Origin of the sequence: Lacinutrix sp. 5H-3-7-4 (assembly GCF_000211855.2) — a bacterium.
Taxonomy (GTDB): Bacteria; Bacteroidota; Bacteroidia; order Flavobacteriales; family Flavobacteriaceae; genus Lacinutrix.
The window spans coordinates 2,066,105-2,084,198 of record NC_015638.1 but is presented as its reverse complement, the minus strand read 5'-3'; the positions used below and the strand labels follow the sequence as shown (position 1 = coordinate 2,084,198).

Sequence of the window (18,094 nt, the reverse complement as noted above, 5' to 3'; positions counted from 1 at the left end):
TTTGTAGAATGCTTTTTATATATTAATTTTTGTTTTAAGTCTGTTTTAGTTTTTAGTAACTATAAACATACTTCTCCTGTTTTGTTGGTGCTCCTCTTCACTACATTTAACACCGTTAGAACAACGGTTTACTAATTGTGTTTCTCCATAACCTCTACCTGAAATTCTGCTTTTAGAGATTTTTCCTTTTTCTATTATCCAATTTTTAGTTGATGTATTTCTTCTTTGAGATAATGATTTATTGTAGGCATCACGACCTCTAGAATCTGTATGCGATTGTACATCTATACTTACAGATGGATATTCATTTAAGTAATTTATAACTTTTTGAAGTTCAACTTGAGCGTCAGGACGAATATATGATTTATCGAAATCGAAGTAAATAGGATTTAAATCTAGTAAAACAAATAAGTCTGTACCAACTTCTGCCGCTCGTTTTTCTGGTGTTAGGTTTAATTTTAAAGCTAAATCTAACTTAATTTCTGGGTCTATTGAATATTTTAATTCTTCTGGTTCATATCCTTCTTTACTTGCTACTGCTTTGTAAGTTCCTTTTTTACAATCTGAATTATAACTAAATGCTCCGTTTTGATCTGAGTTAAAACGATATACTTCTTTATTCTCAGAGTTATAAACTATTACTGTGGCGTCTGGGATTACCTGATTTGTATTTTTATCTACAACTGTTCCTGCTATTAATTGATTACAAACTTGTCTTTGGAATTTATAAATATCATCATCACCTTTTCCATTGTATCTGTTTGAAGTAAGGTATCCAAGGTTTGTAAACTCGTCAATAATAAATTCAAAATCGTCACGAGAGCTATTTATTGGTTTTCCTAAATTTGCTACTGTTTTTCTATTTCCTTCAAGATTTGCATAAAAAACATCTAAGCCTCCTAAACCAGGATGCCCATCTGAAGAGAAATACAGTGTTCCATTATTACTTATGTATGGAAAATTCTCTCTTCCTTCTGTATTTATTTCTTCTCCAAGATTTTTTGGTTCTCCATATTCTCCATTTTCTAAGATGTCTACAACAAATAAATCTGATTTTCCTTTTGTTCCGGGCATGTCTGAAGCGAAATAAAGCTTTTTATTATCTAAACTTAATGCTGGATGAGCAACATTATACTCATCATTATTAAATGGCATAGATTCAACATTTGTCCATTCTCCTTTATCATTAAGTGTTGCTTTATAAATTTTTAAACCAACAACCTTATCACTACTCTTTCTTTTTTTTCCATTAATATAATTATTACGAGTAAAATAAATTGTTTTACCATCGTTTGTAAAAGTGGTAGAAGATTCATGAAATTTTGTATTTATTTTTTCTGAAAACCTTTTAGGTTCTAAAGTATCATTAGCTGCATAAAATAAATCTAAAAATGGTTGTTCATTCCATTTATATAATCTTCCATCACCTCTAGATGATGCAAATACAATTCCGTCCTTATAAAATGAAGTTCCAAAATCTGAAAATCTAGAGTTAAACTCTAAGTTTTCAATTACAAAATCACCTGAAATCTTATCTATTGTTGTAAGATAATCTGGTGATTCTAAATATTTTTTTGATCTTGAATCATTTGGTTTTAATACTGCAAACTTTTTTAAATACTTATTGGCATCTTCATATTTACCTGCTGCTTTTAAAGCCATTGCATATCTATAGTAATATTCAAAATCTATGGCTGTATCTTGAGCTAATAATTCTCCATACCACTTTGCAGCTTCTTCCATTTCTACATTAAAATAATATGCATTTGCTAATTTTGCTAATACTTCTGGACTATTATTACCATCTTTTACAAGTTTAGACAGTTCTCTAATAGCTTCTTTGTATTTTAAATTATTGTATTCTTTATCAACGCTTGCATTTACTTTTCCATCTTCTTGAGAAAAAGCAGTATTAAAAGTTAAAGCTAATATGGCTAATACTATATAAATTCTATTTTTCATAATTACTTATTTCTAAAATTAGAAGAATCTTGGTGATAATATTTTTTGGTTTTGGAAAATTTCGAATCTTAAAAAGACTTCGTAAGAGCCTTGCTCAAATTGAGTATTACCTAACTCTGTAGTTTCCCTATCGTAAGCAACACCTAACATAATTTTATCTGTAAATTGATACCCAACTAAAGCACTAAATGCTGCACTCCATCTATAAGCTAAACCTAGTGTTAATTTTTCTTTTAATAATGCATTAACTGTTAAGTCTGCTTGTAAAGGAGCACCTTGAACACCTTTGAATAAAACAGCTGGTTTTAATTTTAAATCTTGGTTAATATCAAATACATAACCACCTATTAAATATAGGTTTATTTTCTCTTTAGCTTCAGAAAGAGAAGACTCCTCAAAATGTGTTGTTTCTAATAAATTTGGTGCAGATAAACCTACATACCATCTGTCACCTTTACGATAGTAAACTCCTGCTCCTACGTTAGGTGAAAATCTATTTTTAATATCTGATTGTAATAATGGGTCTGATGTATATTGATTTAATTCAGAATAAGCTACATCCAGTAAATGCCCTCCTCCTTTTACACCAAAAGAAAGTCTACCTTCCTCTGAAGTATTAACTGTATATGAAAAATCAATATCGAAATATGTTTCGTGTGTAGGACCAATATTATCGTTTACAATTGATAATCCTAATCCTACTTTTTTACTATCTCCAATTGGTGAATGTATATTAAAGGTTTGAGTATCTGGTGCGCCATCTAAACCTACCCATTGCGTTCTATACAAGCCTGCTATACTAATTACATCTCTCGATCCAGCATAAGCAGGATTTACACTAATAGTATTATACATATACTGTGTGTACTGAGCGTCCTGTTGTGCAGTACCTTCTAAAGCGAAGATAGAACTAATAAGGATTACTAAAATTAATATTCTATTTTTCATTATAAGTGGTATAATTTATTTTGGAGGCAGATTTTTCTGCCTCCTTTTTTTTATTAATTAACGTTGAATGTATAAATATCCAGCTCTAGATTTATCTTCAGAACCTTTTTTATAGTTAAGAACATAGAAATAAGTACCTACTGGTAATTGCTCTTCTTTTTGAATCGTAACTCTTCCGTTAGATTCTCCTTTAAAGAATTTTCCATTTTGTCCATAACCTTCTGTAGAGTATACTATAACTCCCCATCTATTATAAATTTCAAGAGTATTGTCTGGATATAATTCTATGTTTCTAATTATAAATACATCATTATCTCCATCGCCATTTGGTGTTACTGCATTAAATACTTCTAAATCATCTTCAGAAGGTGAAGCGTTATTTATATCTAAATAATCTGGAAGCGCATCGCCATCACTATCTACTGAATCTCCACCAAAACCAATACCATCATTATTAGGATCTGGACTTTCATTTGTTGTTAAAATTCCATCTCCATCATCATCTACATCTAAATAATCTGGAATACCGTCTTGATCTGTATCATCATTAGTTGGATCGTTATCTCCAATTGGATCAACTTCTCCATCTCCTAAATCTACATCTTCATAATCTTCATTAATAGTATCTACACCATCATTATCATCATCTGTATCTAACCAGTTTGGTGTTCCATCTCCATCTGTATCTCCTAAAGGAAATTCAATTCCATTTGGTACGTTATCGTTATCACAATCTCCATTAAAGAATTCTAATGATTGAGGTAAAGTTACATTAGTTGTCACAAATTCACAGAAATTTAATGGGTCTGTACCATCTAGAACTTCGTCTCCATTAGACACTCCATCACCATCACAATCTAGAGATAAAAATGGTTCTGTTTGTACTTCTGTAATATCTGTAACATTATAATCACATGGATCTAATGGATCTGTACCATTTAAAACTTCATCACTATCTAAAACACCATCTCCATCTGAATCTACATCTCCATATGTTATAACTACAGTTGCTTCATTGGAAACGTTACCTTCATTATCTTCTATAGTATATGTAATAGGTGTTGGGTTACCAACAAAACCAGGTTCTGGTGTAAATGTTAAGTTTCCACTTTCATCAACTGTCCAAGTTCCTTCACCTGGTACAACTAATGTGTCATTATCTCCATCTCCAGTAGTATCTGTAGCTCCTGGTGTTGTTATTGAAACTGTACTAGCATCAACAATACCATCTAAATCATTATCTGCTCCATTTCCATTATCTGCAGTAACAATTACTGTAACTGGAGAACCTATAGTATTATCTAAGCTACTGTCGTCTTCTGCTATTGGATTTGCTGAATAAGTAATTGTTACAGTTGCTTGATTTGAGGTATTTCCATCATTATCATCAACAGTATATGATATTGGAGTTGGATCACCTGTAAAACCTGGTTCAGGAGTAAATGTTATATTTCCACTCTCATCTAAAACCCATGTACCTTCACCTGGTACGACTAATGTATCATTATCTCCGTCTCCTGTATTATCTATAGCTCCTGCTGTTATAATACTTATAGTTGTAACATCTATCGTTCCGTCTGCATCTGAATCTGGTCCATTTCCATTATCTAAAATAACAGGTACAGTTACAGCTGTATTTACAGTGTTATTTAAACTTTCATCATCTTCTGCAATAGGATTTGTTTGAACTGTTACTGTTATAGTTGCTATGTTTGATGGGTTACCGTCATTATCGTTTACAGTGTAATCGATTGGTGTTGCTACGCCTGTAAAGCCTGGTTCTGGATCAAATGTTACTGTTCCATCACCATTATCCGTATACGTTCCTTCGCCTGGTACGGTAAAGGTTCCTTGTTGACCTGGTGTGTTTGGATCTAAATCTACACTTGTAACATCTATACTTCCGCCTGCACTTGGATCTGAATCATTATCTGTAATTGGGAAAGTAACATTCGTATCTGGTGTTGTACTTGCATTATCATCTACTGCTATTGGTGTACATCCTGATCCGTCTGTAAATGGATCACATGGATTGTTTGGATCGGTTATCCCTACTGGTACTCCAGCTGTATTTGGATTATCGTTTCCTGTTGTTTCCTCACAGTCTGTTAATCCATCGCCATCACTATCTGTTAAATCACTACCTTCTATTGGATCACATGCGTCTGATGGATCCGTTACGCCTACTGGTACATTTACTGTACTTGGATCATCTATTCCTGTCGTTTCCTCACAGTCTGTCAACCCATCGCCGTCACTATCTATTGGTGATGGACATGAAGCTACTGTTACTGTTACAGTTGCTATGTTTGATGGGTTACCGTCATTATCGTTTACAGTGTAATCGATTGGTGTTGCTACGCCTGTAAAGCCTGGTTCCGGATCAAATGTTACTGTTCCATCGCCATTATCCGTATACGTTCCTTCGCCTGGTACGGTAAAAGTTCCTTGTTGACCTGGTGTGTTTGGATCTAAATCTACACTTGTAACATCTATACTTCCGCCTGCACTTGGATCTGAATCATTATCTGTGATTGGGAAAGTAACATTCGTATCTGGTGTTGTACTTGCATTATCATCTACTGCTATTGGTGTACATCCTGATCCGTCTGTAAATGGATCACATGGATTGTTTGGATCGGTTATCCCTACTGGTACTCCAGCTGTATTTGGATTATCGTTTCCTGTTGTTTCCTCACAGTCTGTTAATCCATTGCCATCACTATCTGTTAAATCACTACCTTCTATTGGATCACATGCGTCTGATGGATCCGTTACGCCTACTGGTACATTTACTGTACTTGGATCATCTATTCCTGTCGTTTCCTCACAGTCTGTCAACCCATCGCCGTCACTATCTATTGGTGATGGACATGAAGCTACTGTTACTGTTATAGTTGCTATGTTTGATGGGTTACCGTCATTATCGTTTACAGTGTAATCGATTGGTGTTGATACGCCTGTAAAGCCTGGTTCCGGATCAAATGTTACTGTTCCATCGCCATTATCCGTATACGTTCCTTCGCCTGGTACGGTAAAGGTTCCTTGTTGACCTGGTGTGTTTGGATCTAAATCTACACTTGTAACATCTATACTTCCGCCTGCACTTGGATCTGAATCATTATCTGTAATTGGGAAAGTAACATTCGTATCTGGTGTTGTACTTGCATTATCATCTACTGCTATTGGTGTACATCCTGATCCGTCTGTAAATGGATCACATGGATTGTTTGGATCGGTTATCCCTACTGGTACTCCAACTGTATTTGGATTATCGTTTCCTGTTGTTTCCTCACAGTCTGTTAATCCATCGCCATCACTATCTGTTAAATCACTACCTTCTATTGGATCACATGCATCTGATGGATCCGTTACGCCTACTGGTACATTTACTGTACTTGGATCATCTATTCCTGTCGTTTCCTCACAGTCTGTCAACCCATCGCCGTCACTATCTATTGGTGATGGACATGAAGCTACTGTTCTATTGTTCCGTCTCCATCTGTATCATTTAACGTGATATCGATTACAACATCTTCATCTGATCCCGTTGTTGCACTATCTCCTAATGCTACTGGACCTTCTCCATAAGTTATGGTGATACTAGCTTCATTTGATGTGTTACCATCATTATCATTTACGGTATAAGTAATTGGTGTTGGGTCTGTTGTTAATCCTGCGTTTGGATCAAAAGTCACAACGCCGTTAGCATCTACTGTATACGTGCCGTCTACATTGGTAAAGGTGTCTTGGATTCCTGCTGTTGATGGATCTAAATCTACTGTACTTACATCGATTGTTCCGTCACTATCAGTATCGTTTGATACAACATTTACTGATACTGTATTAGCATCACTTACTGGTGCTGTACTTGATCCCGTATCATCTAAAGCTACTGGTGCATCTTCTACTGTTACTGTAATTGGTGCTGTATTAGAAACATTGCCATCGTTATCATTTACGGTATAATTGATTGTGCTTACTCCATCAAAATCTGGTTCTGGATCAAATGTTACTGTTCCATCGCCATTATCCGTATACGTTCCTTCTCCTGGTACGGTGAAAGTTCCTTGTTGACCTGGTGTGTTTGGATCTAAATCTACTGTTCCATCATCAATTGTTCCGTCTCCATCTGTATCATTTAACGTGATATCGATTACAACATCTTCATCTGATCCCGTTGTTGCACTATCTCCTAATGCTACTGGGCCTTCTCCATAAGTTATAGTGATACTAGCTTCATTTGATGTGTTACCATCATTATCATTTACGGTATAAGTAATTGGTGTTGGGTCTGTTGTTAATCCTGCGTTTGGATCAAAAGTCACAACGCCGTTAGCATCTACTGTATACGTGCCGTCTACATTGGTAAAGGTGTCTTGGATTCCTGCTGTTGATGGATCTAAATCTACTGTACTTACATCGATTGTTCCGTCACTATCCGTATCGTTTGATACAACATTTACTGATACTGTATTAGCATCACTTACTGGTGCTGTACTTGATCCCGTATCATCTAAAGCTACTGGTGCATCTTCTACTGTTACTGTAATTGGTGCTGTATTAGAAACATTGCCATCGTTATCATTTACGGTATAATTGATTGTGCTTACTCCATCAAAATCTGGTTCTGGATCAAATGTTACTGTTCCATCGCCATTATCCGTATACGTTCCTTCGCCTGGTACGGTGAAAGTTCCTTGTTGACCTGGTGTGTTTGGATCTAAATCTACTGTTCCATCGTCTATTGTTCCGTCTCCATCTGTATCATTTTAACGTGATATCGATTACAACATCTTCATCTGATCCCGTTGTTGCACTATCTCCTAATGCTACTGGGCCTTCTCCATAAGTTATGGTGATACTAGCTTCATTTGATGTGTTACCATCATTATCATTTACGGTATAAGTAATTGGTGTTGGGTCTGTTGTTAATCCTGCATTTGGATCAAAGGTCACAACGCCATTAGCATCTACTGTATACGTGCCGTCTACATTGGTAAAGGTGTCTTGGATTCCTGCTGTTGATGGATCTAAATCTACTGTACTTACATCGATTGTTCCGTCACTATCAGTATCGTTTGATACAACATTTACTGATACTGTATTAGCATCACTTACTGGTGCTGTACTTGATCCCGTATCATCTAAAGCTACTGGTGCATCTTCTACTGTTACTGTAATTGGTGCTGTATTAGAAACATTGCCATCGTTATCATTTACGGTATAATTGATTGTGCTTACTCCATCAAAATCTGGTTCTGGATCAAATGTTACTGTTCCATCTCCATTATCCGTATACGTTCCTTCGCCTGGTACGGTGAAGGTTCCTTGTTGACCTGGTGTGTTTGGATCTAAATCTACTGTTCCATCGTCAATTGTTCCGTCTCCATCTGTATCATTTAACGTGATATCGATTACAACATCTTCATCTGATCCCGTTGTTGCACTATCTCCTAATGCTACTGGGCCTTCTCCATAAGTTATGGTGATACTAGCTTCATTTGATGTGTTACCATCATTATCATTTACGGTATAAGTAATTGGTGTTGGGTCTGTTGTTAATCCTGCGTTTGGATCAAAAGTCACAACGCCGTTAGCATCTACTGTATACGTGCCGTCTACATTGGTAAAGGTGTCTTGGATTCCTGCTGTTGATGGATCTAAATCTACTGTACTTACATCGATTGTTCCGTCACTATCAGTATCGTTGGACACAACATTTACTGATACTGTATTAGCATCACTTACTGGTGCTGTACTTGATCCCGTATCATCTAAAGCTACTGGTGCATCTTCTACTGTTACTGTAATTGGTGCTGTATTAGAAACATTGCCATCGTTATCATTTACGGTATAATTGATTGTGCTTACTCCATCAAAATCTGGTTCTGGATCAAATGTTACTGTTCCATCGCCATTATCCGTATACGTTCCTTCTCCTGGTACGGTGAAAGTTCCTTGTTGACCTGGTGTGTTTGGATCTAAATCTACTGTTCCATCGTCTATTGTTCCGTCTCCATCTGTATCATTTAACGTGATATCGATTACAACATCTTCATCTGATCCCGTTGTTGCACTATCTCCTAATGCTACTGGGCCTTCTCCATAAGTTATAGTGATACTAGCTTCATTTGATGTGTTACCATCATTATCATTTACGGTATAAGTAATTGGTGTTGGGTCTGTTGTTAATCCTGCGTTTGGATCAAAAGTCACAACGCCATTAGCATCTACTGTATACGTGCCGTCTACATTGGTAAAGGTGTCTTGGATTCCTGCTGTTGATGGATCTAAATCTACTGTACTTACATCGATTGTTCCGTCACTATCAGTATCGTTGGACACAACATTTACTGATACTGTATTAGTATCACTTACTGGTGCTGTACTTGATCCCGTATCATCTAAAGCTACTGGTGCATCTTCTACTGTTACTGTAATTGGTGCTGTGTTAGAAACATTGCCATCGTTATCATTTACGGTATAATTGATTGTGCTTACTCCATCAAAATCTGGTTCTGGATCAAATGTTACTGTTCCATCGCCATTATCCGTATACGTTCCTTCTCCTGGTACGGTGAAAGTGCCTTGTTGACCAGGTGTGTTTGGATCTAAATCTACTGTTCCATCGTCTATTGTTCCGTCTCCATCTGACCATCATTATCATTTACGGTATAAGTAATTGGTGTTGGGTCTGTTGTTAATCCTGCATTTGGATCAAAGGTCACAACGCCATTAGCATCTACTGTATACGTGCCGTCTACATTGGTAAAGGTGTCTTGGATTCCTGCTGTTGATGGATCTAAATCTACTGTACTTACATCGATTGTTCCGTCACTATCAGTATCGTTGGACACAACATTTACTGATACTGTATTAGTATCACTTACTGGTGCTGTACTTGATCCCGTATCATCTAAAGCTACTGGTGCATCTTCTACTGTTACTGTAATTGGTGCTGTGTTAGAAACATTGCCATCGTTATCATTTACGGTATAATTAATTGTGCTTACTCCATCAAAATCTGGTTCTGGATCAAATGTTACTGTTCCATCGCCATTATCCGTATACGTTCCTTCTCCTGGTACGGTGAAAGTGCCTTGTTGACCAGGTGTGTTTGGATCTAAATCTACTGTTCCATCGTCTATTGTTCCGTCTCCATCTGTATCATTTAACGTGATATCGATTACAACATCTTCATCTGATCCCGTTGTTGCACTATCTCCTAATGCTACTGGGCCTTCTCCATAAGTTATGGTGATACTAGCTTCATTTGATGTGTTACCATCATTATCATTTACGGTATAAGTAATTGGTGTTGGGTCTGTTGTTAATCCTGCATTTGGATCAAAGGTCACAACGCCGTTAGCATCTACTGTATACGTGCCGTCTACATTGGTAAAGGTGTCTTGGATTCCTGCTGTTGATGGATCTAAATCTACTGTACTTACATCGATTGTTCCGTCACTATCCGTATCGTTTGATACAACGTTTACTGATACTGTATTAGCATCACTTACTGGTGCTGTACTTGATCCCGTATCATCTAAAGCTACTGGTGCATCTTCTACTGTTACTGTAATTGGTGCTGTATTAGAAACATTGCCATCGTTATCATTTACGGTATAATTAATTGTGCTTACTCCATCAAAATCTGGTTCTGGATCAAATGTTACTGTTCCATCGCCATTATCCGTATACGTTCCTTCTCCTGGTACGGTAAAGGTTCCTTGTTGACCTGGTGTGTTTGGATCTAAATCTACTGTTCCATCGTCTATTGTTCCGTCTCCATCTGTATCATTTAACGTGATATCGATTACAACATCTTCATCTGATCCCGTTGTTGCACTATCTCCTAATGCTACTGGACCTTCTCCATAAGTTATAGTGATACTAGCTTCATTTGATGTGTTACCATCATTATCATTTACGGTATAAGTAATTGGTGTTGGGTCTGTTGTTAATCCTGCGTTTGGATCAAAAGTCACAACGCCGTTAGCATCTACTGTATACGTGCCGTCTACATTGGTAAAGGTGTCTTGGATTCCTGCTGTTGATGGATCTAAATCTACTGTACTTACATCGATTGTTCCGTCACTATCCGTATCGTTGGACACAACATTTACTGATACTGTATTAGCATCACTTACTGGTGCTGTACTTGATCCCGTATCATCTAAAGCTACTGGTGCATCTTCTATTGTACTTGCATTATCATCTACTGCTATTGGTGTACATCCTGATCCGTCTGTAAATGGATCACATGGATTGTTTGGATCGGTTATCCCTACTGGTACTCCAGCTGTATTTGGATTATCGTTTCCTGTTGTTTCCTCACAATCTGTTAATCCATCGCCATCACTATCTGTTAAATCACTGCCTTCTATTGGATCACATGCGTCTGATGGATCCGTTACGCCTACTGGTACATTTACTGTACTTGGATCATCTATTCCTGTCGTTTCCTCACAGTCTGTCAACCCATCGCCGTCACTATCTATTGGTGATGGACATGAAGCTACTGTTACTGTTATAGTTGCTATGTTTGATGGGTTACCGTCATTATCGTTTACAGTGTAATCGATTGGTGTTGATACGCCTGTAAAGCCTGGGTCTGGATCAAATGTTACTGTTCCATCGCCATTATCCGTATACGTTCCTTCGCCTGGTACGGTAAAGGTTCCTTGTTGACCTGGTGTGTTTGGATCTAAATCTACACTTGTAACATCTATACTTCCGCCTGCACTTGGATCTGAATCATTATCTGTAATTGGGAAAGTAACATTCGTATCTGGTGTTGTACTTGCATTATCATCTACTGCTATTGGTGTACATCCTGATCCGTCTGTAAATGGATCACATGGATTGTTTGGATCGGTTATCCCTACTGGTACTCCAGCTGTATTTGGATTATCGTTTCCTGTTGTTTCCTCACAATCTGTTAATCCATCGCCATCACTATCTGTTAAATCACTACCTTCTATTGGATCACATGCGTCTGATGGATCCGTTACGCCTACTGGTACATTTACTGTACTTGGATCATCTATTCCTGTCGTTTCCTCACAGTCTGTCAACCCATCGCCGTCACTATCTATTGGTGATGGACATGAAGCTACTGTTACTGTTATAGTTGCTATGTTTGATGGGTTACCGTCATTATCGTTTACAGTGTAATCGATTGGTGTTGCTACGCCTGTAAAGCCTGGTTCTGGATCAAATGTTACTGTTCCATCACCATTATCCGTATACGTTCCTTCGCCTGGTACGGTAAAGGTTCCTTGTTGACCCGGTGTGTTTGGATCTAAATCTACACTTGTAACATCTATACTTCCGCCTGCACTTGGATCTGAATCATTATCTGTAATTGGGAAAGTAACATTCGTATCTGGTGTTGTACTTGCATTATCATCTACTGCTACTGGACCTTCTCCATAAGTTATAGTGATACTAGCTTCATTTGATGTGTTACCATCATTATCATTTACGGTATAAGTAATTGGTGTTGGGTCTGTTGTTAATCCTGCATTTGGATCAAAGGTCACAACGCCGTTAGCATCTACTGTATACGTGCCGTCTACATTGGTAAAGGTGTCTTGAATTCCTGCTGTTGATGGATCTAAATCTACTGTACTTACATCGATTGTTCCGTCACTATCCGTATCGTTGGACACAACATTTACTGATACTGTATTAGCATCACTTACTGGTGCTGTACTTGATCCCGTATCATCTAAAGCTACTGGTGCATCTTCTACTGTTACTGTAATTGGTGCTGTGTTAGAAACATTGCCATCGTTATCATTTACGGTATAATTAATTGTGCTTACTCCATCAAAATCTGGTTCTGGATCAAATGTTACTGTTCCATCGCCATTATCCGTATACGTTCCTTCTCCTGGTACGGTGAAAGTGCCTTGTTGACCTGGTGTGTTTGGATCTAAATCTACTGTTCCATCATCAATTGTTCCGTCTCCATCTGTATCATTTAACGTGATATCGATTACAACATCTTCATCTGATCCCGTTGTTGCACTATCTCCTAATGCTACTGGACCTTCTCCATAAGTTATAGTGATACTAGCTTCATTTGATGTGTTACCATCATTATCATTTACGGTATAAGTAATTGGTGTTGGGTCTGTTGTTAATCCTGCGTTTGGATCAAAAGTCACAACGCCGTTAGCATCTACTGTATACGTGCCGTCTACATTGGTAAAGGTGTCTTGGATTCCTGCTGTTGATGGATCTAAATCTACTGTACTTACATCGATTGTTCCATTACTATCGGTATCGTTTGATACAACATTTACTGATACTGTATTAGCATCACTTACTGGTGCTGTACTTGATCCCGTATCATCTAAAGCTACTGGAACACATTCTGCACTTGACACATTAGAATCTGTAGAACTAACATCTGTTTGTTGTAAAGAAATTGAACCTGATGTTTCAGGGATTCCGTTTGCATCTACATTATCTCCTAAACTACCATCTCCCTCTAATGTACTTGCTTCATATAGTCCACTACCCTCTAAAGCATCAGGACAACCATCTGCATCACTATCATTATCTAAATGGTTAGGAGCTCCATCTGTATCTGAGTTGATTGGCAAACAATATTCTAATTCATAAAATTGTAAAGTTACATTACCCGTATTTCCATTGTCTTTAGCAACCCTAATTATTATTTGATTTGCAGCTGCTATTTCTAATTGCACGCTATTATTTGGAGCATTTCCTGAATTAGCACTACTTACTACAGATTGACCACTGAAAGTTCCATTTCCTGCTAAATTAATATCTGTTAATTGTACTGGAACATTAAATCCTGATTCCGATGCTATAAAATCCGCTCTATCTTCATTATCTAAACCTCCAAATTTAAATTTTATATTATAAACTGTTTGTGAAAATGTAAATGTGTATACTCCAACATCTCCATTAACAAAATTTGTATTAGAAGGCTGGGTGTTTACATAAGAGCCTGACACACCTGCTGCTGTTTGGTTACTTACTCCTCCTGCCCAAACCGCACTTCCTTCAATTTCAAAAGTCATGTCAACATTTGTACTGTTATAAACATACGCATTGTTAACAATTACTGGATCTGAAGTATTATCATTAAAAGTTTGACCTAAATCAACAAAACCAGGAGAGCAATTTAATTCATCTGTATCTAATATACCATCATTATCATCATCCAAATCGGTAATATCATCAATTCCATCATCATCAGTATCTCCATCACAATTAGGTAAATCTAAAGTAACTGGTTCTGTTTCTACAGTAGCTCCATAAGTCCAAGTATTAATTACACGTGTATTACCAAAATCATTACATAATAAGTTATCACTATCATTTCCACCCTGACTGATTGCTGGAACAGAATCATCTGGATTACTTGAACTCCACGCGTGAGCAGGACCTACTATTCCATCTAAAAGGCCAGAACGGTGAAACGTGCCATCAACAGTTGTTAAATTGTTTAATTGATTTGAACCATCACAAACTGTACCTGTAACAATTATATCTCTATCATCCCAACGTAAAAGTCTGCTATTTGTATTAGGAGCAACTCCTGTTACACTTAAACCATTTAAATTCAATTCGGCATCAATCATCGGTACATTTGTTCTACCTATAAATGAATTTACAGAAACAGAAATTGTACTTGACGTTACAGGCGTACCTAAACCATCATTACCATCCCATGGTATAAAAACTTCTCCTGGTTCGTTTTCAAAAGATTCTAAAAGAACATCTGTAGTACCAGACTGATAACCTGGAGTTCCATTAAATTCTAATAAAACTGCAGTATCCTGAGCTAATTGTAAAGTAACCGGAATAAAGTAACTTCCTGGACAACCAACAATTCCGTTAGCAACAACAGGACTTGGTTCAGGACTAGGAATAAAAACATTTTGATCTGGAGATGCTATAAAAACTTGATATCCATTATCTAAATTAGCTGGAGCTGCTAAACCATAAGTTTTAGATGTTCTAGAAGCTATAAAGCTATTTGAAGGGTCTGAATCATCATCAACCACACCAAATCTATTCATAGCTAATTGATAACCAAAAGGCCTAAAACCTTCAGCAAAATCTACTTCTAAAATTACTTGATCATCTGTATAAGCAAAAAAGTTTCCTTCAAAAGAGGCCGCTTCAGTAGGATTAGGTACATCTGGTGTATTAACATCATTATCTGCATCTTCCACTAAATAAGTAATAAAACTCCATTTTCTAGACCATATACGTCCTTCAGATTGTACATTAGCAGCTGTAGAAACTGTAAAATCAAAATAAGGTAAAAACATTAATTGATCTAAACCATTTAAAGTATTTCCTCCTGTAGCTACAGTTGTACCTCCATCATAACTACTATAAAGTGCTATATAGTAATTTCCATTTGCAGTTGGATTAAAACTTAAAGGAGTATAACCAGTAGGAGTCGCACCACCAATATTTGGTCCTGCTACAGCTTCATTATAAGTCTCAATAAACCCGTTTTCTCCACTAGTATTACCAAATAATATTGGTGATGTTTGAGCAACACCTGCTTCATTAAAAATCTGGTAGTAAAAATTAGTCCCTAATGGATTATTTCCTCCTGCAAAACTATTTCGCATTCGGGCTTGCAAACCAAAATATAAATTTTCTGTTGAAGCGTCTGCAATTGTAAAATAAACACGTTGAGATTCCGAAGTCCCTAAATATGGTCCAACTAGAGATCCTCCAAAATTAGTATCTGTTACAATATATAATGCTGTACCATTGTTTTGATTTGGCATTACTTGCTTTGTTCCATCAGCAAACACGTTAGGTGTAATTAATAGAAAAGCAATAAAAAGCAATATGCTATTTAACCAATTATTACTTGATAGAGTAGAATTTTTCATATTAGAATGAATATAATTTGATTGAAAACTTTTTTGGAATTTTGTATAACGAAATAAGCCAGTTGTAAAACTGGCGCATGATAGATCCTTCAAAACTGTAGGAATTTTAATTTTATGAAATGAAGCTAATAATAATCGATAAGTAATTTTTGTCATATAAAAATACCTCTGTTATTTATTTAATATTTATTAAAAAGACTCAAAAAACTAAAAATAATATGTACTAATTTATATATTAAAAATAAACATTTTAAAAATAAACGCCGATTAGATTTTTTTTTTCGTTTAAGTACCTTTTAAAAATTTAAATACGAAATTATAGCAATTAACACTTTTAGTTAATTTAAAAACTAAAGTTTTCATAAATATTGGATAAAACGCAAATATAACCGTTAAAGTGCAATTTCATGTATTATCATAAAAAGTCACACTGTATACATATGTTAACAAATATATAAAAAGAAAAATGTCTTTTTAGTTTTTAGGAACTTTAATAAATTAGGTTTCACTTTTTTAATGTATTGGAAATATTATATTATAAATAATAAAAGCAATACAATTATATTTGTACAAATTATAATGATGAAATTTTTAGAAGAAATAAAGAGAAGAAGAACCTTTGGTATAATATCCCACCCTGATGCTGGTAAAACAACATTAACTGAAAAACTTTTACTTTTTGGTGGTGCAATACAAGAAGCAGGAGCTGTAAAAAGCAATAAAATAAAAAAAGGTGCTACAAGTGACTTTATGGAAATTGAGCGCCAAAGAGGAATATCTGTTGCTACTTCTGTATTAGCATTTGAATATGATGGCATAAAAATAAACATATTAGATACACCTGGTCATAAAGACTTTGCTGAAGATACTTTTAGAACTTTAACTGCTGTAGATAGTGTTATAGTGGTTATTGATGTAGCAAAAGGTGTAGAAGAGCAAACTGAAAAATTAGTGGAAGTTTGCCGAATGAGAAACATTCCTATGATTGTTTTTATAAATAAAATGGATCGTGAAGGAAAGGATGCTTTTGAATTATTGGACGAAATTGAACAAAAATTAGGACTTAAAGTTACACCTTTAAGTTTCCCTATTGGAATGGGCTACGAATTTAAAGGGATCTATAATATTTGGGAAAGAAACATAAACTTATTTAGTGGTGATAGTCGTAAAAACATTGAAGAAACCATTGAAATTTCCAACTTAAACTCTTCAGAATTAGATGATTTGGTTGGTGAAAAATCTGCAAATACACTACGAGAAGAAATTGAACTTGTAGAAGGTATATACCCAAAATTTAATAACGAAGAGTATTTAAAAGGTACACTGCAGCCAGTATTTTTTGGCTCTGCCCTAAATAGTTTTGGAGTAAGAGAATTATTAGATTGTTTTGTTGAAATTGCTCCTAAACCAAGACCAAAGCAAAGTGAAGAACGTATAGTAGAACCAGATGAAAAAAACTTTTCTGGTTTTGTTTTTAAAATTCATGCAAACATGGATCCTAATCACAGAAATAGATTAGCATTCGTAAAAATAGTCTCAGGAGAATTTAAAAGAAATACTCCATATTTACATGTAAGACATAATAAAAAAGTAAAATTCTCTAGTCCCAATGCCTTTTTTGCAGAGAAAAAAGAAATAGTTGACGTCTCGTATCCTGGTGATATTGTGGGTTTACAAGATACTGGTACATTTAAAATAGGTGATACTTTAACCGAAGGTGAAGTACTTAACTATAAAGGTGTTCCTAGTTTTTCTCCTGAACATTTTAGATATATAAATAACGCCGATCCTTTAAAATCTAAACAATTATATAAAGGTATAGACCAATTAATGGATGAAGGAGTTGCACAATTATTTACTTTAGAATTAAATGGTAGAAAAGTAATTGGAACCGTTGGAGCCTTACAATATGAAGTTATACAATATAGATTAGAACATGAATATGGTGCAAAATGTACTTATGAAAATTTAAATGTATATAAAGCTTGTTGGGTAGAGCCTAAAGACCCAAAAAGTGAAGAATTTAAAGAATTTAAACGTGTAAAACAGCGTTTTCTGGCGAAAGACAAAAGAGGACAATTAGTTTTTTTAGCAGATTCTTCTTTCTCATTACAAATGACTGAACAGAAATATCCAAATGTAAAATTTCATTACGTTTCTGAGTTTGAATAACAAAAAACTCATTTTAAAGCTATTTAATAGCTAAAATAAAATTTTACAACACACATATAGTTATTAAAATATAAATAAAAAAAAACAACGTTTTAAAGTGTTGTTTT

The 18,094-nt window shown here is 35.6% G+C and carries 7 protein-coding genes; 1 reads left to right on the top strand and 6 read right to left on the bottom strand.

Annotated elements, in window-relative coordinates; all coding sequences use genetic code 11:
* Positions 1-45 precede the first annotated feature (45 nt).
* The 6 genes from LACAL_RS09245 to LACAL_RS09215 are packed head-to-tail and all read right to left on the bottom strand — an operon-like array spanning position 46 to position 15,815.
* A complete protein-coding gene (locus LACAL_RS09245) occupies positions 46-1,962 on the bottom strand; it encodes an OmpA family protein (RefSeq protein ID WP_013870460.1) in 1,917 nt (638 codons plus the stop codon).
* An 18-nt stretch (positions 1,963-1,980) separates the two neighbouring features.
* Complete coding sequence (locus LACAL_RS09240; RefSeq protein ID WP_013870459.1) at positions 1,981-2,910, bottom strand: type IX secretion system membrane protein PorP/SprF; 930 nt, start codon at positions 2,908-2,910, stop codon at positions 1,981-1,983.
* A gap of 57 nt (positions 2,911-2,967) precedes the next feature.
* Positions 2,968-6,348 (bottom strand): Ig-like domain-containing protein, encoded by a 3,381-nt coding sequence (locus LACAL_RS09235; protein WP_013870458.1) that lies wholly within the window; start codon positions 6,346-6,348, stop codon positions 2,968-2,970.
* Positions 6,349-6,386: 38 nt separating this feature from the next.
* Positions 6,387-7,658 (bottom strand): Ig-like domain-containing protein, encoded by a 1,272-nt coding sequence (locus LACAL_RS09230; RefSeq protein WP_013870457.1) that lies wholly within the window; start codon positions 7,656-7,658, stop codon positions 6,387-6,389.
* Positions 7,659-7,677: 19 nt separating this feature from the next.
* Positions 7,678-9,549, bottom strand: a complete 1,872-nt coding sequence (locus tag LACAL_RS09220) for an Ig-like domain-containing protein (RefSeq protein WP_013870456.1) — start codon at positions 9,547-9,549, stop codon at positions 7,678-7,680.
* Positions 9,546-15,815 (bottom strand): Ig-like domain-containing protein, encoded by a 6,270-nt coding sequence (locus LACAL_RS09215; protein ID WP_041301433.1) that lies wholly within the window; start codon positions 15,813-15,815, stop codon positions 9,546-9,548. The genes LACAL_RS09220 and LACAL_RS09215 overlap by 4 nt, the downstream gene beginning before the upstream one ends.
* Positions 15,816-16,397: 582 nt before the next feature.
* Between LACAL_RS09215 and LACAL_RS09210 the strand changes: the two genes are divergently transcribed.
* Complete coding sequence (locus LACAL_RS09210; protein ID WP_041301432.1) at positions 16,398-17,987, top strand: peptide chain release factor 3; 1,590 nt, start codon at positions 16,398-16,400, stop codon at positions 17,985-17,987.
* Positions 17,988-18,094: the final 107 nt, after the last annotated feature.